Below are 22,874 nucleotides of genomic sequence, written 5' to 3'. Positions count from 1 at the left end.
GGGAAATCCGCGTGCCCGGCTTTCTCAGTCCAGCACGTTCTTCAGCCAGCCGATGGTATCGCCGTCGATCGCCACCACGTCGAAGCGGCACGGCGGCATGTTCCGGTAGCGCAGCAGGAAAACTTGCGCGGCGATCGTCATGCGGCGCTGCTTGGCGGGGGTGATGCTGGCGGCGGCACCGCCGAACGCGCGGCTGCGGCGGCGCCGCACCTCGACGAACACGAGGTGGGCGCCGTCGCGCATGATCAGGTCGAGCTCACCGCCCTTGCAGCGGAAGTTGCGTTCGACCAGCTGCAGTCCGTGCAGCCGCAGGTGATCGAGGGCGGCATCCTCGCCCAGCTGGCCCTTGCGCTGCAGGTCGGTCTGGGCCATGGATGCATCATGGCGTGGTAAGCGGGGCGGTGACGGGAACCGGCACGCCGTTGCGGTAGATGGCTGCCGGTTCCACGCGCTTCATGCGCGCCGGGCCATTGCCGAAGTCGATCGACAGCTGGCCCGTCACGCCATCGAGCGTGATCGGCTGGCCGGGGCGCAGCGCGATTTCGCGCGCCACGCGGAAGGCGTCGATGCCCAGCGCGTACAGGCGCTCCATGTCGGCGGTGAGGCGTTCCTCGTCGCGCGGCGCCGGTTGCGGGTAGCTCGCCACGGTGGGGCTGTCGCGCTGGATCTGCCATGGCAGGTCGAGCAGCTTCACGCCATCGAGCTCGGCGCCCTGGTACAGCGACACGCGGCCCGGATTCAGCGACGACGTGCCGTACAGCGGAATCTCTCCCAGCGGCGGCGCGGAGAGCGCCACGCGGAGCTGGCGGGCCTGGCCGGCGTCGAGCGCGGCAAACAGCAGGTCCACCGGCTGCTCGGCGAGGCGGGCGCGCAGCGCCACCATTTCGCCGTCGCTCAGGTAGCCGTTCAGCGCGGTGAGTTCCAGCGTCTTCGTGGTCATGCCCACTTGCGGCGCATGCGCGGCGAACGCATCGGCGATGCGGCGCTGCCACGCGGCGCTGCCGGACAGGATCATCACGTTGGCACCAGGGTGTTCGCGCGCGGCCCATTCCGCCACCTGGCGCGCCTCGTCCTCGATCGACAGGCCGATCGACAGCATCTGCGGCGGCAGCACGGTGCCTTCGCGGTCGTCGGGATGGTTCAGCGCGATGGTGGGCTTGTTCACCGCCGGGCTGGCGGCCAGCGCCGTGACGGCGGAGCGGGCCAGCGGGCCGACGATGATGTCCTGCTGTGCCAGCGTGGACTGGTAGGTGGAGAGGATCTCGTCGGCGGCATCGCCCGTTTCCACGACGGTGACCTCGAAACCGGCGCGGTCGCGTTCCCAGGCCGCCATGAAGCCGGCGCGCACCGCGTCCGCGGCGCGGCCCAGAACCTCGGAGCGCAGCGGCAGCATGAGTCCGATGCGCACGGTCTGCCCCGGTACCGCGGCCTCGGCCTGGCCTTCGGGCACGGTGCCGGGCATCGCCACGGCGAACGTTTCGACCTGCGCCGATTCCTCGGGCGTCGGTGCCGGCTTGCTCTCGGGCGGCGCGGTCACGCGCGGCGGCGCACTTGTCACGCTTTCGATTGGCGCGCACAATGCCCCCGGGCTGCCGCAGGGTGTGCTGCACGCGGACACGGAAAGCGCGGCCACCACGCACAACAGCAGTGTTTTGATCTTTTCAGCGAGCATCCTACCCCCAATGACAGTTCACGAATCCAGCCCGATCGCCGCCTTGCCGGTGCTTGGCGAGACCGCACTCCAGACGTATCCTACGGCAACATTGTATGTAGTGGCCACTCCCATCGGCAATGTTACCGACATTGGTCTGCGCGCGTTGCACGTTCTCGGGCTGGTCGACGCGGTCGCCTGCGAAGACACGCGCAACACCGCGCACCTGATGGGGCGCTTCGGTATCAGCAAGCCCTTGCTGGCCGCGCACATGCATAACGAAAGGGAAGCGGGCGAGACGATCGTGCGGCGCCTGCAGGCCGGCGAGCGCATCGCGCTGGTGTCGGATGCCGGCACGCCGGCCGTTTCCGACCCGGGCGCGAAGATCGTCGACGCGGTGCGCGCGGCGGGCTTGCGCGTGGTGCCGCTGCCCGGCGCGTCGGCCGCCGTGACGGCGCTGTCGGCCAGCGGCCTGGTCAACGACCAGTTCCACTTCGTCGGCTTCCTGCCGGCGAAACCGAAGCAGCGTGAAACCGCGCTGGGCACGCTGCGCAACGTGACCGCCACGATGGTGTTCTACGAAGCGCCGCACCGCATCGCCGAGTTCGCGCAATCGCTCGTGGCCGTGTTCGAACCCACGCGGCAGGTGGTGTTCGCACGCGAACTCACCAAGCTGTTCGAGGAAATCCACCGCTGCCCGCTGTCCGAAGCGGTGGCCTGGCTGGCCGCCGATGCGCACCGGGAGAAGGGCGAATTCGTCGTGCTGCTGGAAGGCGCCGCCGCGCAATCGGATGCGCAGGAGGCCGAAGCCGAGCGGGTGCTGAAGATCCTGCTGGCCGAACTGCCCGTCAAGCAGGCCGCCAGCCTCGCCGCACAGATCACCGGCGCCAAAAAGAACGCCCTCTACGACCGCGCGCTGGCGCTGAAGAACGAAGCCTGAGGCAAAACTGGGGACGTACCCCTGTTTTCAGGAAATTCGCCATCCGGAGGTGCCCGATCGGGCTGTTCCAGAAAATGGTTGCCTCAAAACCAGGGTACGTCCCCGGTTTGGAAAATGGTTGCCTCAAAACCAGGGTACGTCCCCAGTTTGTTTGCGCAGTAATGCTTCGATGTCGGCGGGCGGCACGGGCTTGCTGAAGTAATAGCCCTGCATCTGGTCGCAGCCGTGCTCGCGCAGGAATTGCAGCTGGCGGGCGTCCTCGACGCCTTCGGCCACCACCTTCAGCTTCATGCTGTGCGCCAGCGCGATCACGGAGTGGACGATGGCCGCGTCGTCGGCATCGCGCGTGATGTCGCGCACGAACGAGCGGTCGATCTTCAGGCTGTCGATCGGGAAGCGCTTCAGGTACGCCAAGCTCGAATAGCCGGTGCCGAAATCGTCGATCGCCAGGCGCACGCCCATCTCGTTCAGCTGGCGGAGGATCGCCACCGCGGCTTGCGGGTTTTCCATCACGGCCGTCTCCGTGATCTCCAGTGCCAGGGACGATGCATCGCAACCGGTTTCACGTACCAGCCGGCCCACCAGTTCCACCAGGTCGCGATGCTGGAACTGCCGGGCGGACAGGTTTACGCTCACCGTCAGCGGCGCCAGCCCGGCGTCGCGCCATGCCTTTTGCTGGGCGCAGGCGGTGGCCAGCACCCAGTCGCCGATCGGCACGATCAGCCCGGTCTGTTCGGCGATCGGGATGAAGTCGTCGGGCGCGATCATCGGTCCGAGTTGCGGCTGCCAGCGCAGCAGTGCCTCCACGCCCACCACGGCGCCGCTGGCGATGTCCACCTGGGGCTGGTAGTGCAGCCGGAATTCGTCCCGTTCGAGCGCGCGGCGCAGCGCGCCTTCGAGGCGCAGGCTGTCCAGGGCGTCCATGCTCATGCTGTCCGCATAGAACTGGTACTTGTTGCCGCCGTCGCCCTTGGCGCGGTACATCGCCGTATCGGCGTTCTTCAGCAGGGTCGGCGTATCGCTGCCATCGCGCGGGTACAGGCCGATGCCGATGCTGCCGGTCGGGAAGATCTCCTGGCCGCGCAGCAGCATCGGCTGGCACAGCGTGTCGAGGATCTTCTGTGCGACGGTGCAGGCGGCGGCTTCATGGGCCAGGCCGCCCAGCACCACGACGAATTCGTCGCCGCCCTGCCGCGCCGCCGTGTCGGTGTCGCGCAGGTTGCGCGCGATGCGCTGGCCGATCTCGACGATCACCTCGTCGCCGGCATCGTGCCCCAGGCTGTCGTTGATGTTCTTGAAGCGGTCGAGGTCGACGAACATCACCGCCACCAGCGACTGCGTGCGCTGCGCGTGCGCGATCGCGTGCGACAGCCGATCCTCCAGCAGCAGCCGGTTCGGCAGACCCGTCAGCGCATCGTGGCTGGCCATCCGCAACAGAGTTTCCTCGGCGCCCTTGCGGCGCGAAATGTCTTCCACCACGGTGATGTAGCGCCGTTCGCCATTTGCATCGAGCAGCGACGACACGGTGACGTTGATCCACACCGCATGGCCGCCCTTGTGCAGGTAGCGTTTTTCACGCGAATACTCGGCGATCTCGCCGCAGCGCAGCCGCTGCTGCTGCGCTTCGTCCTGCGCGCGGTCGTCCGGGTGGGTCAGCTCCCACGTGGTCATCCGCTGCAGCTCCGCCTCGGTGTACCCGGTGATGGCGCAATACTTGCGGTTGACACGCAACGGCCGCCCACTGGCGTCCACGTGGGCAATGCCGACGGCGGCCTGGTTGAAGGTAAGCCGGTACAGTTCCTCGCGCTCGCGCAGCAGGCTGACGTCGAACTCGTCGATCGCGGCCGGGCAGGTACCGCCGCAAACCGGAACCGGCCTGCGGAACTTCAGGTTGGCGGCTATCGCGTCGGCCGCTTCGAACAATTCGCAAATCATGCCCGGCATTAAAACAAGCCGGGCGTCAAAGTTTATTGAGCTAGATCAATTATTTATAAATGAACTTCATGGCGTTTCCTTACCGCAGTTCTCGGCATAGCCGGGCACTTGCGCCAGGCGCTCCATATAGGCGGCCACTGCCGGCAAGTCGACCCGGTCGATCGGCGTGGCGCGCCAGCGGTGCACCGAAACGCCGATGACCACGTCGGCCAGCGAGAAGGTATCGCCGGCCACGAAGGCGCCGGTGCGGGCCAGGTGACGGTCCAGCAGTGTCATTTTCGCGTTCCAGTCGCGTACCCCGGCTGCCACCGCTTCGGGGCTGAACTGGGTGCTGCCGCGCAGCAGCGTCATGAACGGCGCCCGCCACGCGGTATTCAGTTCGGTGGCCTGCCAGTCCATCCATTGCTCGATGCGGGCGCGCTGCAGGCGGTCCGCTGGCAGCAGGAAGCTGTCGTGCGCGAGGTAGCGGCAGATCGTGTTCGATTCCCACAGCACCGTATCGCCGTCGCGCAGCACCGGCACCTGGGCGTTCGGATTGAGCGCCAGGAATTCCGGCACGTCGGGATCGCGCTCGCCCTTGCCCCACGGGTCGAGTTCGTACGCCAGTTCCAGCAGGCGGCAAGTCCACAGTACCTTGCGCACGTTGATCGAAGGAAGCTTCCCGAGGATTGTCAGCATGTCTTCACCTTTTCTGTTTTCACCATTTGCAGCCACTGTCCTTCTTGTCCATCAGCATGATCAAAGGTGCGAGCAGGCCGGCACCGGCATAGGCGGTCTTGCAGTCCGCGCGCGCCGAGTTCGCGATATTGCGGCCAAGCTGCGCATCGCGGGTTTCCTGCAGCTCCCGTTCCTTCTTCAGTTTTTCTCCTACCCAGTTACCGGAGGGCACATCCAGGTCCTTTGCCATTGCCCTGGCGGCAGCGCGCGCCGCGTCCGGATCGAAGGTCGGCGCGCTGTCGGCCGGCGACGGGACCACGGTCATCGCCGGCGGTTCGGCGTTGTCGGGCTCAATACGTTCGGCGAGCCTGGATTCGGCACGTGCCGGCGCCGGACGGGCTGCGGGCTTGTCCGCCTTGTCCCGCTTTGCCGGTGGTGCCGGCGGCTCGGCGCGCACGACCGGTTCAGGCCGCGGCGGTGGCGGCACGATCCGTACCGATAATGGCGGGGTGATGGGCTGGGCCCAGCGCCGTTCGTCGAGCTGGGCTGGCGGCAACGAGGGCGTGCGCCACAGCGCCAGCAGCAGCATGTGCAGCAAGATCGAGACGGCGAGGCCTGCTATCAGCCTGCTGCGGCGCGGGCCGTTGGGGTAAGTCAGGGTCTGTTGCATGGCTCCAAGTCCTGGAACAGGGATGCTTATATTCGCATATTGCTCATTTGCTATGTGAGCACCGCAACGAATATTTTAAGAGACCCTTGACGCAATCGAGTTCGGGCGGTATTATCTTGCTTCTTCGGAGTGTAGCGCAGCCCGGTAGCGCATCTGGTTTGGGACCAGAGGGTCCAAGGTTCGAATCCTTGTACTCCGACCAAGATTCATCAGGAACCCCTGCAAGTTTAGGCTTGCGGGGGTTTTTGTTTGTGCGGACGGTTTTGAGGACGGTTACGGCTGAGCTCATGTTGTCGAGCCCGTTTCCGCATGGCTGGTCGTCGGGCCATGGCCCGGCGACGCAAGCCCGGTCATGTTTCAGCCGTGGCGCTTGGCCAATAACGCATTGCCGGCGCGGCTGGAACTCTTGCGCCCGAGGAACTTCGAGATGTAATCGCCAGCGTCCACCACGGCATCCAGGTCCACGCCCGTGTCGATGCCCAGGCCGTTCATCATGTAGAGAACGTCTTCGGTGGCGACATTGCCGGTCGCGCCTTTCGCGTAGGGGCAGCCGCCCAGCCCGGCCACGGACGAGTGGAAGATCGAAATCCCCAGCTCCAGCGACGCATAGATGTTGGCCAGCGCCTGCCCGTACGTGTCGTGGAAGTGGCCGGACAGCGCATCGACGCGAAATTCCCGGATTGCCGTCGCCATCACCGCCTGCGCGTGCCGCGGGGTGGCGACGCCGATCGTGTCGGCGATGTCGATCTCGTCGCAGCCCAGGTCGCGCATGCGGGCCACCACGTCGGCCACCGCCTCGAGCGGTACCTCGCCCTGGTACGGGCAGCCGAACGCGGTACTGATGCTGCCGCGCAGCCGCACGCCGTGATCCTTCGCGGCCTGCGCCACCGGTGCAAAGCGGGCGATCGATTCGGCGATCGAACAGTTGATGTTGCGCTGCGAGAAGGCTTCCGAGGCCGAGCCGAAGATCACCACCTCGTCGGCCCTTGCCGCCAGCGCCGCCTCGAAGCCCTGCATGTTCGGCGTCAGCGCCGAGTAGATCACGCCGCTCCTGCGCGCGATGCCATCCATGACCGCGCGGCTGGTGGCCATCTGCGGCACCCATTTCGGCGACACGAACGCCGCCGCCTCCACATTCGGGAAGCCGGCGGCGGACAGGCGGTCGACCAGGGCGATCTTCACCTCGGCCGGCACGTTTTCCTTTTCGTTCTGCAGGCCGTCGCGCGGGCCCACCTCGACGATCTTCACTTTTTTCGGCAGGTTCATGTCGAATACCCCAATCAATATCCCAGTTCGCGGTTGATGACGTCGGCGATGGCTTCGCCCCGTTCCAGCTGGCCGATCTTGCCGGCGATCTGCCGCACGCTTTCGCCGCGCAGCGTGAGGGCGGAAATATGCGGCGTGATCGTGATGCGCGGTTCGTCCCAGAACGGATGCTGCCGTGGCAGCGGTTCGTTGCGGAATACGTCCAGCGTGGCGCCGGCGATGTGGCCCGACTGGATGAAGGCCAGCAGGTCCGGCTCCGACACGTGCGCGCCGCGCGCCACGTTGATCACATACGCGCCCTGCGGCAGCTTGCCCAGGTTGGCGCGGTTCAGGATATTGGCCGTGGCCTCCGTCAGCGGCAGCATGCACACCACCACGCGCGTGCTGCGCAGGAAGGCGTCGAGCCCGTCGTCGCCGGCAAAACTGCGCACGCCATCGATATCCTTCGCGCTGCGTGACCAGACCTGCAACGGGAAACCGAACGGGCGCAGGCAATCGAGCACACGCTGCCCCAGGGCGCCGGCGCCCATCACGCCGATGCTGAACGACTCGCGCTCGTGCGTGGCCAGCGGCCGCCATTCACCGACCGCGGCCTGGTCTTCATACTGGTCGAAGCGGCGGAAGTGGCGCAGCACCGCGTGCACTACATACTCTCCCATCTGCACGCCCATGCCCGCGTCGCCCAGGCGCACGATGGGCACGTGGGCGGGCAGGGCGCCGGCATGCTTCAGGACCGCATCGGCGCCGGCGCCCATCAGGAAGACCGCCTTCACCTCGGCCAGTTCGCGCAGCATCGCCTCGGGCGGCCCCCATACCACTGCGTAGTCGCAGGGCTGCAGCTTTTCGCCCTCGCTCCACGTCACGCACTGCGCCTCCGGCAGGTGGCGCGCGAAATCGTCGGCCCAGGGGGCGATGTTGCCATCGGAGCGGTACAGCAGGATACGCATCGTCATTTCCTCAGGCGGCGGCGCGGAAGGCCAGCAGCGGCGCGCCGTCCGCCACCTGGTCGCCGACGGCATACAGGATCTCGTCCACCGTGCCGTCGTGCGGCGCGGCAATCGTATGTTCCATTTTCATCGCTTCCATGATCACCAGCGGTTCGCCCTTCTTCACGTCCTGCCCCCGGGATGCCAGCACGGCGACGACCTTGCCCGGCATCGGCGCGGTCAGCCGGCCGCCATCGGCCTCGCTTTCACCGGCATGCGCCAGCGGGTCGCCGTAGTGCAGCACATGGTGGCCGCCGCCGGTAAACACGTGGAACGTGTTGCCATCGCGGCGCACGGTGCCGTGCACCGACGCATCGCCCAGCCGTACCGACAGGTCGACGCCGTCGCGCGCCAGCAGCGCCACGTCGACGGACAAGCCCATGATCGAAAATTCCCAGCCGTGCGGCAGGTACGTGAACTGCGGCGCGTAGTCCTTGCCGCCCTCGTCGCGGAACGCCAGCGTGCGGGCGTAGCGGGAGTTCAGGCGCCAGCCCAGCGCCTGGCCCCATGGATCGCCCGCATTCGTGCCGCGCGCCTGCGCTTTCTCATGTTCGATCAGCGCCACGGCGGCCAGCGCCAGCGCGGCCACGGGTACCGAGCGCGCCGGAGGGAACAGCGTTTCGGCATTGCGTTCGATCAGGCCCGTATCCAGGTCGGCATCGGCAAAGGCCGTGCTTTCCACCAGGCGCTTGAGGAAGGCCACGTTGCCGGCGAGGCCGACGATCTGGTATTGCGACAGCGCCTGCGCCATGCGCGCCAGCGCCTGCTTGCGGTCTGCGCCCCAGACGATCAGCTTGGCGATCATCGGATCGTAGAACGGCGAAATCGCATCGCCCTCGCGCACGCCCGAATCGACGCGCACCGCGGCCGGCTGGTACGGCGTGCCGCCCACTTCGAACTGCACCGCATCGGGCGTGTCGAGGTGGCGCAGCGTGCCGATCGACGGCAGGAAGCCCTTGTCGGGGTTCTCGGCATAGATGCGTGCTTCCAGCGCATGGCCATGGATCTTCAGCTCGTCCTGCCGTTTCGGCAGCGGCTCGCCGGCCGCCACGCGCAACTGCCATTCGACAAGGTCCGTGCCGGTGATCATTTCCGTCACCGGATGCTCGACCTGCAGCCGCGTGTTCATCTCCATGAAATAAAAGCTGCCGTCCTGGTTGGCGATGAACTCCACGGTGCCGGCGCCGACGTAGCCGACGGCCTGCGCGGCCGCCACCGCCGCATCGCCCATCGCCGCGCGGCGCTCGTCGGTCATGCCCGGTGCCGGCGCTTCTTCCAGCACCTTCTGGTGGCGGCGCTGGACCGAGCAGTCGCGCTCGAACAGGTAGATGCAGTTGCCGTGCGTGTCGGCGAACACCTGGATCTCGATATGGCGCGGCCGCTGCAGGTATTTTTCGGCCAGCACCTTGTCGTCGCCGAAGGAGCTGATCGCCTCGCGTTTGCACGAAGCCAGCGCCTCGGTGAATGCAGCGGCGCTGTCGACCACGCGCATGCCCTTGCCGCCGCCGCCGGCCGAGGCCTTCAGCAGCACCGGGTAGCCGATGCGGTCCGCTTCGCGCTGCAGGAAGGAGGCATCCTGCTCGTCGCCATGGTAGCCGGGCACCAGCGGCACGCCGGCCTTTTCCATCAGCGATTTCGCCGCGGACTTGGAACCCATCGCACGCATCGCCGCAGGGGGCGGGCCGATGAATACCAGGCCCGCGTCGGCACAGGCTTCCGCGAATTCCGCGTTTTCGGACAGGAAGCCATAGCCGGGATGGATCGCCTGCGCGCCGGTGGCCAGCGCGATGGCGATGATCTTGTCGCCGCACAGGTAGCTTTCCTTGGCAGGCGCGGGGCCCAGCAGCACGGCTTCGTCGCAGACCGCCACGTGCTTTGCATTGGCGTCGGCTTCCGAGTACACGGCAACGGTGCGGATGCCCATCTTGCGGGCGGTGGCAGCTACGCGGCAGGCGATCTCGCCGCGGTTGGCAATCAGGATTTTCTTGAACATCGAGTGTCTCCCTGTTCTTATGGGCTCCAGGAGCAGATCACGGGTCCGGACACGCAGGTCCGGCCGCGCTCATGCAACGGGGTGCTGCTTGCTCTCGTGGAGCGTTTGACGGAGGCTTGTGGCCTGTACCGATGATGGCAACCCGGGGGCCGCGCCCTCTGCCGGGGCGCTGGCGGTTTTACTCAGCAGCCGCAGGCTTCCTTCTGCACCGACTCCAGCATGGCGGCGCGCGTGGGCAGGCCCAGCTTGGCCAGCAGCGCGCGGTCGTCGTTCGCTTCCGGGTTGTCGGTGGTCAGCAGCTTGTCGCCGTAGAAGATCGAATTGGCGCCGGCCATGAAGCACATGGCCTGCACGGCTTCGCCCAGTTCGCGGCGGCCGGCGGACAGGCGCACGCGCGCTTTCGGCATCGTGATGCGGGCCACGGCGATGGTACGCACGAATTCCAGCGGATCGAGGCGGTCCAGGCCGTGCAGCGGCGTGCCTTCCACCTGCACCAGGTGGTTGATCGGCACCGATTCCGGATACGGGTTCAGGTTCGCCAGCTGGGCGATCAGGCCGGCGCGCTGGTCGCGCGTTTCGCCCATGCCCACGATGCCGCCGCAGCACACTTTCAGGCCGGCGTCGCGCACGTGGCCCAGCGTGTCCAGGCGGTCCTGGTACTGGCGGGTGGAGATCACGTTGTCGTAGAACTCGGGGGCCGTGTCGAGGTTGTGGTTGTAGTAATCGAGGCCGGCGGCCTTCAGGCGTTCGGCCTGGTCCGCTTCCAGCATGCCCAGCGTGGCGCAGGTCTCCAGGCCCAGCGCCTTCACTTCGCGCACCATGGTTTCGACTTTTTCCATGTCGCGTTCTTTCGGGCTGCGCCATGCGGCACCCATGCAGAAGCGGGTGGCGCCGTTTTCCTTGGCCTGCCTGGCCGCTTCCAGCACCGTCTCGGTATCGAGGATCTTCTTGGCCTCGACGCCGGTATCGTAGCGTGCGGCCTGCGGGCAGTAGCCGCAATCCTCTTCGCAGCCGCCGGTCTTGATCGACAGCAGCGTGGCCAGTTCCACGTCGCCGTCCGGGAAGTTGGCGCGGTGCGCTTCCTGCGCGCGGAACATCAGGTCGTTGAACGGCAGTTCGAACAGGGCCAGCACTTCCTCGCGCGGCCACGTGGCCGATTCCGGCAGCTTGATGGCGGCGGTCGGGCGGTGCAGGGCGACGGTTTTCGGTTCATGCAGGGACATCGTGTTTTCCTTAATATTTACTTCGTGTTGCGGTGAGCCGGCCAGTTCGGCAGGCTCGTGAAATCGAGGTATTCGGCGGCGGCGGCGGCACTCGCATCGGTCAGGCGCGGCACGCGGCCCAGCAGCGGCGCGCCGATGCGCTCTGCCAGCGCGTCGATGTTTTCATCGGCAAACGCCATCTCGGGCTCCAGCGCATTGGCTACCCAGCCGACCAGCTTCAGGCCGCGCGCGGCAATCGCCTCCACGGTCAGCAGCGCGTGGTTGATGCAGCCCAGGCGCATGCCCACCACCAGCACCATCGGCAGATCGAGCTGCTGCGCCAGGTCGGCGGTGTCGTAGGTATCGGTCAGCGGCACGCGGAAGCCGCCCACGCCTTCGACCACGGTGGCATCGCTGGCGGCGGCGATCTCGAGATACGACGCCAGGATCGGCACCGGATCGATGGCGACGCCTTCCAGCGCGGCGGCGATATGCGGCGCGGCCGGTTCCTTCAGCAGGAACGGCGTGGTGATCGATTGCGGCAGGCGCACGTTGCCGGCGGCTTCCAGCTGGTCGCAATCGTCGTTGTGCAGCGCGCCGCCGCGCAATACCGCGCCGGCCGCCACGGGTTTCATGCCGCACGCTTTCACGCCCCGTTGCACCAGCGCGTGGAGCATGGCCGACGAGATCAGCGTCTTGCCGATTTCCGTATCGGTGCCGGTCACGAAGCAGGCGAAGCGGGGCGGGATGCCGCTGGCGGCCACCGCGGCGGCGGGTTTCGGCTCTTCGACGACGACGTCCGCAATGGCGGTGTCCTGTACTGGAGCGATCACCGGGTCTTCAAGCGCCATCTCGGTTCCTTTCCATGTGGGCGTTGACTTCGTTAATATTGTCGAGCAGCCGCGCTACCTCCGCTGCCGAATGGCCGGCGGACAGCGTAACGCGCAGCCGTGCCGAATCGGCCGGCACCGTGGGGGGACGGATGCCGCCGACCCAGATGCCGCGCTCGTACAGCGCCGCGGCGGCCGCCATCGTGGCATCATTGGCGCCGATGATGACGGGCTGGATCGCGGTCTTCGATGGCAGCGCCGTCCAGCGTGCCAGCCGCAGGCCATCGTGCCATTGTGCCACCAAACCGGCCAGGTGCGAACGGCGCTCGCGGCCCTCGGCGCCGGCAATGATGTCCAGGCTTGTCAGCAGCGCGTGAGCCAGCGCCGGCGGCGCCGCCGTCGTGAAGATGTAGGGCCGGGCGCGCTGGACCAGCGTCTCGATCACGGTGGCATGGGCGGCAACGAAGGCGCCGCCCACGCCGGCGGCCTTGCCCAGCGTACCCATGTAGACGAGGTAGGGCGAGCGCAGGGCGAAGTGCTCGAGGGCGCCCCGGCCATTGTCGCCCAGCGTGCCGAAGCCGTGCGCATCGTCGACCACCAGCCAGGCGCCATGCTTCTCGCACAGCGCCAGCAATGCCGGCAGCGGAGCCAGGTTGCCATCCATTGAAAAAACGGAATCGGTGACGACGATCTTGTTGCTCGCCTGGCTGGTGCCCAGCAGCTCGTCCAGCGCCTCGACGTTCGCGTGCGGATACACCTTGACCGTCTTGCGGGACAGGCGCGCGCCATCGATCAGCGACGCATGGTTCAGCGCCTCGCTGAAGATTTCCGTGTCCTTGTCGCCCACCGCGAGCGCCGTCAGCACCGCCAGGTTGGCCATGTAGCCGGTGCTGAAGTACAGCGCGCGCGCATCGACGAGGTGCGGGCCGGCGAAGTCGGCCAGCCGCTCTTCCAGTGCGGTGTGGGCGCGGCCATGGCCGCTGATCAGGTGCGAGGCGCCGCTGCCGGCGCCATACAGTTCGGTGCCTTCGCGCAGCGCGGCCGTCACGGCCGGATGCGCGGCCAGGCCCAGGTAGTCATTGCTGCAGAAGGCCAGCAGTTCGCGGCCGTCCACCGTCACGCGCGGGCCGCATGGCGTATCGACCGTGCGGCGCGTGCGGATCAGGCTTTGTTCGCGCAGCGCATCCAGGTTGGCCGCGAGCTGGTCCAGTAACTTCATGATGCTTCCGCCAGTGTTTGTTCGAAGACGGCCCGGGTGCGCGCGGCCAGGCCGGCGATTTCCTCGTCGTCGAGGATGTACGGCGGCATCAGGTACACGGTCGAGCCGATCGGGCGCAGCAGCAGTTCGTTGCGCGTGGCGTTGGCGAAGAAGCGGCGCGAGAACGTCTTGTCCACATCTGTCGCATCGAATGCCAGGATCATGCCGCGCTGGCGCAGGTTTTTTACGCGCGCGTGATCGGCAAGAGGGGCCATCGCCGTGCCCAGCGTGGCGGCACGGGCGCGGTTCGTTTCCAGCACATTGTCTTCTTCGAAAATGTCGAGCGTGGCCAGCGCCGCGCGGCATGCCAGCGGGTTGCCGGTGTACGAGTGCGAGTGCAGGAAGCCGCGCGTGATGTCCGCGCTGTAGAAGGCCTGGTAGACCTGGTCCTTCGTCAGCACCAGCGACAGCGGCAGGTAGCCGCCGCTGATGCCCTTCGACAGCGTGATGAAGTCCGGCCAGATGCCGGCCTGTTCGCAGGCGAAGAAGGTGCCGGTGCGGCCGCAGCCGACCGCGATTTCATCGAGGATCAGGTGTACTTCATGCTTGTCGCACAGCTCCCGCACCAGTTGCAGGTACAGGGGATCGTGCATCGCCATGCCGGCCGCGCACTGCACCAGCGGCTCGATGATGATGGCGGCGATCCTGTCCGCTTTCTCTTCGAACAGGCGCTGCACGTCCGCCGCGGCGCGGCGTGCCACGTCCTGCGCCGTTTCGCCATCGCGGGCCTGGCGCGCGTCCGGCGACATCACGGTTTGCGTGGCGCGCAGCAGCGGGCCGTAGGCATCCTTGAACAGCGCCACGTCGGTGACCGCCAGCGCGCCGATCGTTTCGCCGTGGTAGCTGCCCTGCAGGCAGACGAATTCCTGCTTTGCTGGCCGGCCGGCGTTGCGCCAGGAATGAAAACTCATCTTCAGCGCGATCTCGACGGCCGAGGCGCCGTCCGACGCGTAGAACGCGTGCCCCAGCACGCCGCCGGTCAGCGCGGACAGACGTTCCGACAGGCGGATCACCGGCTCATGGGTAAAGCCGGCCAGCATCGCGTGCTCCAGCTTGTCCAGCTGGTCGCGCAGCGCCGCGTTGATGCGCGGGTTGGCGTGGCCGAACAGGTTGACCCACCACGAACTGATCGCGTCGAGGTAGCGCCGGCCGTCATGGTCGTACAGCCAGGCGCCGCGGCCATGGCTGACGGGAATCAGCGGTACAGTCTCGTGGTGCTGCATCTGGGTACATGGGTGCCATACGCTGTTCAGGCTGCGCGACACCCAGTCGCTGGTTTGATCTGTCAAAACTGAAACTCCAAAAATCAGGTGAGCCAGGAAGGCTTGCGCTTCTCGAGGAAGGCGGCCACGCCTTCACGGCCTTCGCTCGATGCGCGGACGTGCGCGATGCGGTGCGCGGTATCGGCCACCAGCGCATCCGTGACGGGCTGGCCGGCGATCTCGCGCACCAGCCCCTTGGCTTCGCGCACGGCGTTCGGGCTGTTGGCGGCCAGCGCGCTGGCCACGGCGGCCACCTGGCCATCGAGCGACGCGGCGGTGGCCAGTTCGTGCACGAAGCCGATGCGCAGCGCTTCCCTGGCATTGAAACGTTCGGCGGTGAGGAAGTAGCGCCGCGCGGCATTCTCCCCCATCGCCTTGATGACATACGGCGAGATGGTGGCCGGGATCAGGCCCAGCTTCACCTCGCTGAGGCAGAAACGCGCATCCTCGGCGGCGATCGCGATATCGCAGGCGGCCACCAGGCCCACGCCGCCGCCGAAGCAGTCGCCGTGCACTTTCGCCACCACCGGTTTCGGGCACGCATGAATGGTGCGCAGCATGGTCGCCAGCTGCATGGCGTCGGCGCGGTTTTCGTCTTCCGAGTAGCCCGCCATCTTCTTCATCCAGTTCAGGTCCGCGCCGGCGCAGTAGGCCGTGCCGCTCGCGGCCAGCACGATGGCGCGGATGCCGTCGACCTGGCCTAGCGCCGCGAAGGCGGCCGTCAGCTCGGCGATCGACTGTTCGTTGAACGCATTGCGTACTTCGGGACGGTTCAGCGTGACCGTGGCGATGGCGCCGGCCGTGTCGAGGGTGAGGGTGTCGTAGTTCATGCTTGGTTCCTTACATGCGGAAGACACCGAACTTCGTGTCGGGAATCGGGGCGTTCAGCGCCGCCGACAGGCCCAGGCCGAGCACCATGCGGGTATCGGCCGGGTCGATGACGCCATCGTCCCACAGCCGCGCGCTGGCATAGTACGGGTGGCCCTGGTGTTCATACTGTTCCTTGATCGGCTGCTTGAACGCGGCTTCCTCGTCCTGCGACCATTGTCCGCCCCTTGCCTCGATGCCGTCGCGCTTCACGGTGGCCAGCACGGACGCGGCCTGCTCGCCGCCCATCACCGAGATCCTGGCGTTCGGCCACATCCACAGGAAGCGCGGCGAGTAGGCGCGGCCGCACATGCCGTAATTGCCGGCGCCGAAACTGCCGCCGATAATCACGGTGAATTTCGGCACGGCGGCGGTGGCCACCGCCGTCACCATCTTGGCGCCATTGCGGGCGATGCCTTCGTTCTCGTACTTGCGGCCGACCATGAAACCGGTGATGTTCTGCAGGAAGACCAGCGGGATCTTGCGTTGGCAGCACAGCTCGATGAAGTGGGTACCCTTCAGCGCCGATTCCGAGAACAGGATGCCGTTGTTGGCGATGATGCCCACCTGCATGCCATGGATGTGGGCGAAGCCGCACACCAGCGTGGTGCCGTAGCGGGCCTTGAACTCGTCGAACTCGCTGCCGTCGACGATGCGGGCGATGACTTCGCGGATGTCGAACGGCTTGCGGGTGTCGACGGGGATCACGCCGTACAGTTCTTCCGGCGCATATCGTGGTTCGACGGCCTCGCGCATGGCGGTTGGCGGTTTCTGCCGGTTCAGGTGCGAGACGATGTTGCGGGCCAGCGCCAGGGCGTGGGTGTCGTTCTGTGCCAGGTGATCGGCCACGCCCGAGAGGCGGGTGTGCACGTCGCCGCCGCCCAGGTCTTCGCTGGTGACCACTTCGCCGGTGGCCGCCTTCACCAGCGGCGGGCCGCCCAGGAAGATCGTGCCCTGCTCCTTGACGATGATCGATTCGTCGCTCATCGCCGGCACGTAGGCGCCGCCGGCCGTGCAGGAACCCATGACGACGGCGATCTGCGGGATGCCCTGCGCGGACAGGTTGGCCTGGTTGTAGAAGATGCGGCCGAAGTGGTCGCGGTCGGGAAAGACCTCGTCCTGGTTCGGCAGGTTGGCGCCGCCGGAATCGACGAGGTAGATGCACGGCAGCCGGTTCTGTTCGGCGATTTCCTGGGCGCGCAGGTGCTTCTTCACCGTGATCGGGTAATAGGTGCCGCCTTTTACCGTGGCGTCGTTGCAGACGATGACGCATTCCTGGCCCGACACACGGCCGATGCCGGTGATGATGCCGGCCGACGGCGCGGCGCCGTCGTACATGTCATACGCGGCCAGTTGCGAGAATTCGAGGAAGGGCGTGCCGGGATCGAGCAGCAGGCGCACGCGCTCGCGCGGCAGCAGCTTGCCGCGCGCGGTGTGCTTCGCGCTGGCCACCGCGCCACCGCCCTCGGCCACTTTCGCGACACGGGCGCGCAGGTCGTCCACCAGCGCCTCCATGGCGGCGGCGTTGGCGCGGAAGTCTTCGCTGCGCGGATTGAGTTTGCTGTCGATGTGCGGCATGCGGTGTCCCTTTATTCTTTGGTCGGAAAATCTCCGTCGACGTAGAACCAGCGCGGCGTGCCGCCGAGGCTCGGGTCGGGCTCGCGCAGGAAGCGGCTGATCTCGTGCAGCCGCTGGCCCTTGCCGTGCTGGCGGAAGCGGGCCACGAATTCCACATAGTCCTGGTCCGGATGATCCTGGCCGGCGAAATCTGCTTTACGTTGACGTAAACGTAAAGTCGATTTTACCTCAAGTCCCAGCCATTGCAACGGCTCGTCCGGATCGACGATGCGTTCGGTCGGACGGGTGCTGGGATGCCAGGTCGCCAGCAGGTAGGGCTCATTCTTCAGCGTGTAGGCGGTGTAGCGGGAGCGCATCAGCAGCTCGGCCGTGGCCGGCAGCGCGCTGCCGTCAATGTACGGGCCGCAGCACGCCGCCAGCGACGGCCCGCCGCCGCAAGGGCACCCCGCCGGGATCTTCGTCTTGGACATGGCAGGTCGGACAATGGAAAGGCGACATTATCCGCCATATCGCCCCGGCCCCGCTCGCACCACAAAAAGTTGCTCCAAAACTGGGGACGTACCCCTGTTTATAGGCAATAGCAATGCGGCAAGTGGCCGCACTGCGGTATGGCGGCAGAGGTTTCCGTAAAACAGGGGTACGTCCCCAGTTTTCCTGGAAACAAGGGTACGTCCCCAGTTTTATCATCGGGGCCAGGCGAGGAAGCCGAGGGGGAACGGGGTGGGGCGGCCGGTCATCAGGTCGGCGAGCAGGGCGGCGGTGCCGCAGGCGAAGGTGAAGCCGAGGGGGCCGTGGCCGACGTTCAGCCACAGGTTGCCGTGCCGGGTGGGGCCGAGCAGCGGGGCGCTGTTCGGGGTGGCGGGGCGCAGGCCGGCCCATGGTTCGAGGCGCGCGTAGTCGGCGGCGGCGGGCATCGTTTCACGCACCAGGCGCGCCAGGCCGGCCACGCGGCGCGCGTCCAGCGAGGAGTCTTCGCCAACCATGTCGACCATTGCCGCCACGCGCAGCCGGTCGCCGATGCGGGCGTACAGCGTCTTGCGTTCGAAGTCCGTCACGCTGATCTCGGGAGCCGTGTGCTGCGCGCCGATCGGCGCGGTCAGGCTGTAGCCCTTCAGCGGATACAGCGGCAGGTCGATGCCGGCGGTGGCGGCCAGGCCGCGGCTCTGGATGCCGGCCGCCAGCACGAAATGTTCGCCTGTCACCCAGCCGGTATCCGTCTGCACCGCCGAGACCCTGCCGTTTTCCGTGAACAGGCAAGTCGCCTCGGCGTGGATGACGCCATCGAAGCGGGGATGCGCCTGCAGGCGCCGTTCCAGCGCCACGCAGAAGGCATGGCAATCGGCCACCGCCTCGCCGGCATTGAAGATGCCGCCGGCGAGCCGGGGCGCCAGCGCGGCCAGCGCAGGCTCCAGTGCGGCGGCTTCGGCGCCGCTCAGCACGCGGCGGCTGTTTTCCGGGCCGGCCCTGGCCACGGCCGCATCGAACGATGCCCGCGAGCGGTAGACGACAAGCTTGCCCGCATCGCGCCAGCCGAATTCCGCCAGCGGCACCGCCGCCGCCAGCTGCGCCATCATGCGCCGGCTGTGCTCTCCCAGCTCCAGCAGCGTGGCGGTGGTGCGCCGGTTGCTGGCGGCGTTGCAGTTGGCCAGGAAGCGCCAGAGCCAGCGCCACTGGCGCAGGTCCGCTTCCGGCTTGAAGCGCAGCGGGCCCGCTTCCTGGAACATCCATTGCAGCGCCTTCCAGGGCACGCCGGCATCGGCCAGCGGCGCCACGTAGCGATAGCTCAGCTGCCCGCCATTGCGGTAGCTGGCGCCGTTGCCGACCGCGGCGGCCCGCTCGAGCAGGGCGACGCGAAAGCCCGCTTCCAGCAGCCACCAGGCCGAAGCAAGGCCGACGACCCCGCCGCCGATGACCACCACCTGGTGTTCTTTGCTCTGCATGCTGCCGTAATCCGTTCTGGGTGAGGGATATCCCGGCAGGATACGATGTGCCGCGCCCCGCTGCCCACCCCGTTGCCGATCCCGTCACATTAGCTGCGGCGGCCGCCGGTCCTCGCCGACACCTTGCCCGCCACGCAATCCCTGCGGATTACTTCTTTTTCTCGAGATTCATGGCCCGCACGAAAGCCACGTTGGCGCGCTGTTCCCTGGTGAACCTGGCCAGCATGTCGGCGGCGCCTTTCCTGTCCATCGATTCCTCGAACATCACGTAGAAGCCAGCGTGCAGCATCGCGAACGAAGTCAGCGCATAGTCGCGGCTCGTCAGGCCGTGGCGGTGCAATGCGGCCATCGCCACCTTGTCCTGTTCGATCTCGCGCACCAGTTCCTCGGGAGTCGGGTTGTCGTCCTTGCCCTTATCCCTGCCCTTGTTCCCGCGCCTGCCGGGACTATCGTCGTCGTCGTCGTCGCCGCTGTCCGACTGATGACCGGATTTTTCCAGTTCGACCTCGATGGCCTTCATCTTCTTCATGACCTCCTTCGACAGCAGGTAATGGTCGGGATCGAGACTGGCCGCGCCGGCCGTGCCTGAGCAGGCAATGCCGGCAGCGAGAAACACGGCGGCGATGATTGGGAACAGCTTCATTTGTAACCTCTTGTCGGGGCGGCACGGGCTGCCATTTCGGAAGCAGAAAAACGTCCTGTGCCGATCCGCACGGGACGAAAGAAGCGGGCATTGTCCTTCGCCGTTAAACTAGAAGGTATAGGAGAATTGTCATGATTTTGCAGCAAGCCCAGGAACCCGCCGTCCAGCAGCGCGAGGGTTCGAAGCCTGAAGGCTCCAAGCCCGATACATCGCCGCTGTACATGCAGATCGCGCGCAAGCTGACCGACGACGTGCGCGCGGGCCGCTACCAGGTGGACCAGGCGCTGCCGTCCGAACGCACGCTGTCCGAGCAGCTGAATGTCTCGCGCGTCACGGCGCGCAAGGCCATCGACCAGTTGGTGGATCAGGGCCTCGTCGTGCGCAAGCGGGGCTCCGGCAACTACATCGCGCCGCGCATCGAGCAGCCGCTGTCGAACCTGTCCAGTTTTTCCGAACAGTTGCAGCAGCGCGGCTACAAGCCGGGCTCGCGCTGGCTGCGGCGCGAACTCGTCATCGCCGGCGCGGACGAGCAGATGAGCCTTGCCCTGTCGCCGAACACGCGCGTGGCGCGGCTGGAACGGCTGCGTCTCGCGGACGACGTGGCGATGGCCTATGAAGTCAGCGTGCTGCCGGCCACCGTGGTGCCCGACCCGGCCGCGGTGGGCGATTCGCTGTACCAGTACCTCGAGAGCGTCGGCAAGCCGCCGGTGCGCGCGCTGCAGCACATCCGTGCGATGAACGCGCCGGCCGAGCTGGCACGGCAGCTCGACGTGCCGGAAGGCCACGCCGTGCTGTTCATCACCCGTATCGCCTACCTGGAGAACGGCGAAGCGGTCGAGCTGACCCACTCTTATTGCCGCAGCGATCACTACGATTTCGTGGCCGAGATGCGGCGCGGTTGAGCGGTTTCGCATTACACTGGGTGCATGCTGAAAACCGAAACCCCGAGCAGCGAACACCCGCAGCTGGACCAGTATCCGGTTTCCGAACTGGTGGCGGCGTTCGTCGACGACCAGTTCGGTGCCGTGCAGGCGGTGCGTGCGGCGGCACCCCAGCTGGCCGCGGCAATCGATGCCGCGGTGCCGCGCATCGCGGCGGGCGGGCGCCTGATCTACGTGGGAGCCGGCACGTCCGGCCGGCTCGGTGTGCTCGACAGCGTGGAGCTGTATCCCACCTTTTCCTGGCCGCGCGAGCGCGCGGTGGCGCTGCTGGCGGGCGGAGAAGGCGCGATGTTCGTTGCCGCCGAAGGGGCCGAGGATGACCGCGCGCAGGGAGCGCGCGATCTCCTGTCGGTGGCGCCCACCGCGAACGACGTGGTGCTGCTGCTTGCCGCGTCGGGCGGCACGCCGTACGTGCTGGGCGCCCTGCACGCTGCCCGCGAGGCCGGCGCGCTGACGGTCGGCATCGCCAACAACACGCATTCGCCGGTGGCCGACGAAGCGCATGTCGGCATCGTTCTCGATACCGGCCCCGAAGTCATTTCGGGCAGCACGCGCCTGAAAGCCGGCACGTCGCAGAAGATCGCGCTGAACACGATTTCCAGTGCCATCATGGTCCGGCTGCACAAGGTGTACCGGAACTTGATGGTAGACTTGAAGCCCACCAACGCCAAGCTGTTCGCGCGCACGGTGCGCCTCACGGTGCATGCGACCGGGGCGGACGAAGCCGCCGCGCGGGCCGTGCTGGAGGCGTGCGGCTTCCACGTCAAGGTGGCCATCGTGGCACTGCTGAAACAGGTGCCGGTGCCGCAGGCCGAAAGCCTGCTGGCACGAGCGGCAGGCAGCGTGCGCGGGGCGCTCAATGGCTGATCCAGCACCATGTTTGCCGGCCGGCCCGATGCCTCCCTGCCCGGTGCCGCGCTGCCTCGTGCCGCGCCGCCTCGTGCCGCTTGTCTCGAACTAATTCGCCACGCCGTAACGATCGCAAGGATGTAATGAAAGCTGTGCAGCGCAGTCCCTGGTGGTGGGTGCCCACCCTCTACTTCGGCCAGGGCATTCCCTATTTCGCCGTCATGTCCCTGTCGCTGGTGATGTACAAGAACACCGGCTTCTCCAATACCGACATCGCGTTCTATACATCGTGGCTGTACCTGCCGTGGGTGATCAAGCCGCTGTGGGCGCCGGTCGTCGAGATGTTCGGCACCAAGCGGCAGTGGACCGTTGTGCTGCAAGGCGTGGTCGGCGTGGCGCTGGCACTGGTGGCCTTCACCACCCACATGCCCGCGTTCTTCCAGGTGAGCCTTGCGGTGCTGTGGCTGATGGCCTTTTCGTCCGCCACGCACGACATCGCGGCGGACGGCTTCTACATGCTCGCCCTGCAGCAGAAGGAGCAGGCCGCCTATGTGGGCGTGCGCAGCACGTTCTACCGGCTGGCCAACATCACCGGGCAGGGTGCGCTGGTGGCGCTGGCCGGCATCCTGATCACCCGCACCGGCGATCCGCGCACCGCGTGGTCCGTGGTGTTCGGCCTGCTCGGGGGCGTGTTCGCGCTGCTGTGCGCCTGGCATTTCTTCATGCTGCCGCGCCCCGCCGCGGATGCGCCGGCGCGCCTGAAAGGCAATCCCTTCGCCGAATTCTTCCTCACCTTCGCCGCCTTCTTCCGCAAGGAGGGGATCCTCAGGATCCTCGGCTTCCTGCTGCTGTTCCGCCTGGGCGAGTCGCAGCTGCTGAAGATGGCGGTGCCGTTCCTGCTCGATCCGGTCGCCGAGGGCGGCCTGGGGCTGGACAACACGGAAGTCGGTTTTGTCTATGGCACCGTCGGCATCATCGCGCTGACGGTGGGCGGCCTGCTGGGCGGCCTGGCCATCGCGCGCTTCGGCCTGAAGCGCTGCCTGTGGCCGATGGCGTTCATCCTGCACCTGCCGGGCCTCGTGTTCGTCTACCTGTCGCAGGCGCAGCCCGACAATATCGGCCTGATCACGGTGGCGATGGCGGTCGAGCAGTTCGGCTACGGCTTCGGCTTTGCTTCCTACCTGATGTACATGATCATGGTGTGCGAGGGCGAGCACAAGACGGCGCATTACGCGATCTGCACCGGCTTCATGGCGCTCGGCATGATGGTGCCGCAGATGGCCAGCGGCTACCTGCAGGAGATCATGGGCTACCCGCACTTCTTCATCTGGGCATGCCTGGCGACGATCCCGGCGTTCGCGATGACGGCGCTGGTGAAGATCGATCCGCAATTCGGGCGGAACTGA

Annotated in this window: 21 protein-coding genes and 1 tRNA gene; 5 read left to right on the top strand and 17 right to left on the bottom strand. The window is 66.9% G+C overall.

All coding sequences use genetic code 11. The features are described 5' to 3' along the window. Positions 1-24: 24 nt before the first annotated feature. Both ACY34H_RS21305 and ACY34H_RS21300 read right to left on the bottom strand, forming a co-directional pair. On the bottom strand, positions 25-372 hold the full coding sequence (locus tag ACY34H_RS21305) for a YraN family protein (RefSeq protein ID WP_464979457.1): 348 nt from the start codon (positions 370-372) through the stop codon (positions 25-27). Between the two features lie 7 nt (positions 373-379). Then, positions 380-1,672, bottom strand: coding sequence for a penicillin-binding protein activator (locus ACY34H_RS21300; RefSeq protein ID WP_464979456.1), 1,293 nt, complete (start codon positions 1,670-1,672; stop codon positions 380-382). 10 nt (positions 1,673-1,682) lie between these two features. Here ACY34H_RS21300 and rsmI point away from each other — a divergent pair, with 10 nt between their 5' ends. Next, on the top strand, positions 1,683-2,591 hold the full coding sequence (gene rsmI / locus ACY34H_RS21295) for a 16S rRNA (cytidine(1402)-2'-O)-methyltransferase (RefSeq protein WP_464979455.1): 909 nt from the start codon (positions 1,683-1,685) through the stop codon (positions 2,589-2,591). A gap of 123 nt (positions 2,592-2,714) precedes the next feature. Here the strand turns inward: rsmI and ACY34H_RS21290 are convergent, their stop codons facing one another. The 3 genes from ACY34H_RS21290 to ACY34H_RS21280 are packed head-to-tail and all read right to left on the bottom strand — an operon-like array spanning position 2,715 to position 5,853. Continuing rightward, a complete protein-coding gene (locus ACY34H_RS21290) occupies positions 2,715-4,535 on the bottom strand; it encodes a putative bifunctional diguanylate cyclase/phosphodiesterase (protein WP_464979454.1) in 1,821 nt (606 codons plus the stop codon). 57 nt (positions 4,536-4,592) lie between these two features. After that, the gene (locus ACY34H_RS21285; RefSeq protein WP_464979453.1) at positions 4,593-5,204 is read right to left on the bottom strand and encodes a glutathione S-transferase family protein; all 612 of its coding nucleotides are present in this window, start codon (positions 5,202-5,204) and stop codon (positions 4,593-4,595) included. 19 nt (positions 5,205-5,223) lie between these two features. Continuing rightward, positions 5,224-5,853 (bottom strand): hypothetical protein, encoded by a 630-nt coding sequence (locus ACY34H_RS21280; protein ID WP_464979452.1) that lies wholly within the window; start codon positions 5,851-5,853, stop codon positions 5,224-5,226. A gap of 125 nt (positions 5,854-5,978) precedes the next feature. Between ACY34H_RS21280 and ACY34H_RS21275 the strand changes: the two genes are divergently transcribed. Then, positions 5,979-6,055, top strand: a tRNA-Pro gene (locus ACY34H_RS21275). A 155-nt stretch (positions 6,056-6,210) separates the two neighbouring features. Here the strand turns inward: ACY34H_RS21275 and ACY34H_RS21270 are convergent. From ACY34H_RS21270 to ACY34H_RS21215, 12 genes are all read right to left on the bottom strand, one after another. Then, positions 6,211-7,119 (bottom strand): hydroxymethylglutaryl-CoA lyase, encoded by a 909-nt coding sequence (locus tag ACY34H_RS21270; protein ID WP_464979451.1) that lies wholly within the window; start codon positions 7,117-7,119, stop codon positions 6,211-6,213. 14 nt (positions 7,120-7,133) lie between these two features. Next, a complete protein-coding gene (locus ACY34H_RS21265; protein ID WP_464979450.1) occupies positions 7,134-8,066 on the bottom strand; it encodes a 2-hydroxyacid dehydrogenase in 933 nt (310 codons plus the stop codon). Between the two features lie 10 nt (positions 8,067-8,076). Next, on the bottom strand, positions 8,077-10,098 hold the full coding sequence (locus tag ACY34H_RS21260) for an acetyl/propionyl/methylcrotonyl-CoA carboxylase subunit alpha (protein WP_464979449.1): 2,022 nt from the start codon (positions 10,096-10,098) through the stop codon (positions 8,077-8,079). Positions 10,099-10,280: 182 nt separating this feature from the next. Beyond that, on the bottom strand, positions 10,281-11,321 hold the full coding sequence (bioB, locus tag ACY34H_RS21255) for a biotin synthase BioB (RefSeq protein ID WP_464979448.1): 1,041 nt from the start codon (positions 11,319-11,321) through the stop codon (positions 10,281-10,283). A 17-nt stretch (positions 11,322-11,338) separates the two neighbouring features. Then, a complete protein-coding gene (bioD, locus tag ACY34H_RS21250) occupies positions 11,339-12,151 on the bottom strand; it encodes a dethiobiotin synthase (protein ID WP_464979447.1) in 813 nt (270 codons plus the stop codon). Then, positions 12,141-13,349 carry an 8-amino-7-oxononanoate synthase gene (bioF, locus tag ACY34H_RS21245; protein WP_464979446.1) on the bottom strand — a complete coding sequence of 403 codons (1,209 nt, stop codon included), beginning with the start codon at positions 13,347-13,349 and terminating at the stop codon, positions 12,141-12,143. Before bioF ends, bioD begins: the two co-directional genes overlap by 11 nt. After that, positions 13,346-14,677: an adenosylmethionine--8-amino-7-oxononanoate transaminase gene (locus tag ACY34H_RS21240; RefSeq protein WP_464979445.1), complete on the bottom strand. Its 1,332-nt coding sequence runs from the start codon at positions 14,675-14,677 to the stop codon at positions 13,346-13,348. The genes bioF and ACY34H_RS21240 overlap by 4 nt, the downstream gene beginning before the upstream one ends. A 17-nt stretch (positions 14,678-14,694) precedes the next feature. Beyond that, positions 14,695-15,480 (bottom strand): enoyl-CoA hydratase/isomerase family protein, encoded by a 786-nt coding sequence (locus ACY34H_RS21235; RefSeq protein WP_464979444.1) that lies wholly within the window; start codon positions 15,478-15,480, stop codon positions 14,695-14,697. A 10-nt stretch (positions 15,481-15,490) separates the two neighbouring features. Next, on the bottom strand, positions 15,491-17,095 hold the full coding sequence (locus tag ACY34H_RS21230) for a carboxyl transferase domain-containing protein (RefSeq protein WP_464979443.1): 1,605 nt from the start codon (positions 17,093-17,095) through the stop codon (positions 15,491-15,493). An 11-nt stretch (positions 17,096-17,106) separates the two neighbouring features. After that, a complete protein-coding gene (locus ACY34H_RS21225; RefSeq protein ID WP_464979442.1) occupies positions 17,107-17,565 on the bottom strand; it encodes a YchJ family protein in 459 nt (152 codons plus the stop codon). A gap of 213 nt (positions 17,566-17,778) precedes the next feature. Further along, a complete protein-coding gene (locus tag ACY34H_RS21220) occupies positions 17,779-19,035 on the bottom strand; it encodes a D-amino acid dehydrogenase (protein ID WP_464979441.1) in 1,257 nt (418 codons plus the stop codon). Positions 19,036-19,183: 148 nt separating this feature from the next. Next, entirely contained in the window at positions 19,184-19,678 is a 495-nt protein-coding gene (locus ACY34H_RS21215) for a hypothetical protein (protein ID WP_464979440.1), read from the bottom strand. A 221-nt stretch (positions 19,679-19,899) separates the two neighbouring features. Here ACY34H_RS21215 and ACY34H_RS21210 point away from each other — a divergent pair, with 221 nt between their 5' ends. From ACY34H_RS21210 to ACY34H_RS21200, 3 genes are all read left to right on the top strand, one after another. Further along, positions 19,900-20,580, top strand: coding sequence for a GntR family transcriptional regulator (locus ACY34H_RS21210; protein ID WP_464979487.1), 681 nt, complete (start codon positions 19,900-19,902; stop codon positions 20,578-20,580). A gap of 24 nt (positions 20,581-20,604) precedes the next feature. Further along, positions 20,605-21,486: an N-acetylmuramic acid 6-phosphate etherase gene (locus ACY34H_RS21205; protein WP_464979439.1), complete on the top strand. Its 882-nt coding sequence runs from the start codon at positions 20,605-20,607 to the stop codon at positions 21,484-21,486. 125 nt (positions 21,487-21,611) lie between these two features. After that, on the top strand, positions 21,612-22,874 hold the full coding sequence (locus tag ACY34H_RS21200) for an MFS transporter (protein ID WP_464979438.1): 1,263 nt from the start codon (positions 21,612-21,614) through the stop codon (positions 22,872-22,874).

The sequence above is a fragment of the Pseudoduganella sp. jia 9 genome, from assembly GCF_055502615.1.
This window is presented reverse-complemented; position numbering and strand designations above follow the sequence as displayed.

What these genes read in the sequence shown, in the direction of transcription:
- ACY34H_RS21305 (WP_464979457.1), bottom strand. Translation starts at nt 372, where the DNA reads ATGGCCCAGACCGACCTGCAGCGCAAGGGCCAGCTGGGCGAGGATGCC.
- ACY34H_RS21300 (WP_464979456.1), bottom strand. Translation starts at nt 1,672, where the DNA reads ATGCTCGCTGAAAAGATCAAAACACTGCTGTTGTGCGTGGTGGCCGCG.
- rsmI (WP_464979455.1), top strand. Translation starts at nt 1,683, where the DNA reads ATGACAGTTCACGAATCCAGCCCGATCGCCGCCTTGCCGGTGCTTGGC.
- ACY34H_RS21290 (WP_464979454.1), bottom strand. Translation starts at nt 4,535, where the DNA reads ATGCCGGGCATGATTTGCGAATTGTTCGAAGCGGCCGACGCGATAGCC.
- ACY34H_RS21285 (WP_464979453.1), bottom strand. Translation starts at nt 5,204, where the DNA reads ATGCTGACAATCCTCGGGAAGCTTCCTTCGATCAACGTGCGCAAGGTA.
- ACY34H_RS21280 (WP_464979452.1), bottom strand. Translation starts at nt 5,853, where the DNA reads ATGCAACAGACCCTGACTTACCCCAACGGCCCGCGCCGCAGCAGGCTG.
- ACY34H_RS21270 (WP_464979451.1), bottom strand. Translation starts at nt 7,119, where the DNA reads ATGAACCTGCCGAAAAAAGTGAAGATCGTCGAGGTGGGCCCGCGCGAC.
- ACY34H_RS21265 (WP_464979450.1), bottom strand. Translation starts at nt 8,066, where the DNA reads ATGCGTATCCTGCTGTACCGCTCCGATGGCAACATCGCCCCCTGGGCC.
- ACY34H_RS21260 (WP_464979449.1), bottom strand. Translation starts at nt 10,098, where the DNA reads ATGTTCAAGAAAATCCTGATTGCCAACCGCGGCGAGATCGCCTGCCGC.
- bioB (WP_464979448.1), bottom strand. Translation starts at nt 11,321, where the DNA reads ATGTCCCTGCATGAACCGAAAACCGTCGCCCTGCACCGCCCGACCGCC.
- bioD (WP_464979447.1), bottom strand. Translation starts at nt 12,151, where the DNA reads ATGGCGCTTGAAGACCCGGTGATCGCTCCAGTACAGGACACCGCCATT.
- bioF (WP_464979446.1), bottom strand. Translation starts at nt 13,349, where the DNA reads ATGAAGTTACTGGACCAGCTCGCGGCCAACCTGGATGCGCTGCGCGAA.
- ACY34H_RS21235 (WP_464979444.1), bottom strand. Translation starts at nt 15,480, where the DNA reads ATGAACTACGACACCCTCACCCTCGACACGGCCGGCGCCATCGCCACG.
- ACY34H_RS21230 (WP_464979443.1), bottom strand. Translation starts at nt 17,095, where the DNA reads ATGCCGCACATCGACAGCAAACTCAATCCGCGCAGCGAAGACTTCCGC.
- ACY34H_RS21225 (WP_464979442.1), bottom strand. Translation starts at nt 17,565, where the DNA reads ATGTCCAAGACGAAGATCCCGGCGGGGTGCCCTTGCGGCGGCGGGCCG.
- ACY34H_RS21220 (WP_464979441.1), bottom strand. Translation starts at nt 19,035, where the DNA reads ATGCAGAGCAAAGAACACCAGGTGGTGGTCATCGGCGGCGGGGTCGTC.
- ACY34H_RS21215 (WP_464979440.1), bottom strand. Translation starts at nt 19,678, where the DNA reads ATGAAGCTGTTCCCAATCATCGCCGCCGTGTTTCTCGCTGCCGGCATT.
- ACY34H_RS21210 (WP_464979487.1), top strand. Translation starts at nt 19,900, where the DNA reads ATGCAGATCGCGCGCAAGCTGACCGACGACGTGCGCGCGGGCCGCTAC.
- ACY34H_RS21205 (WP_464979439.1), top strand. Translation starts at nt 20,605, where the DNA reads ATGCTGAAAACCGAAACCCCGAGCAGCGAACACCCGCAGCTGGACCAG.
- ACY34H_RS21200 (WP_464979438.1), top strand. Translation starts at nt 21,612, where the DNA reads ATGAAAGCTGTGCAGCGCAGTCCCTGGTGGTGGGTGCCCACCCTCTAC.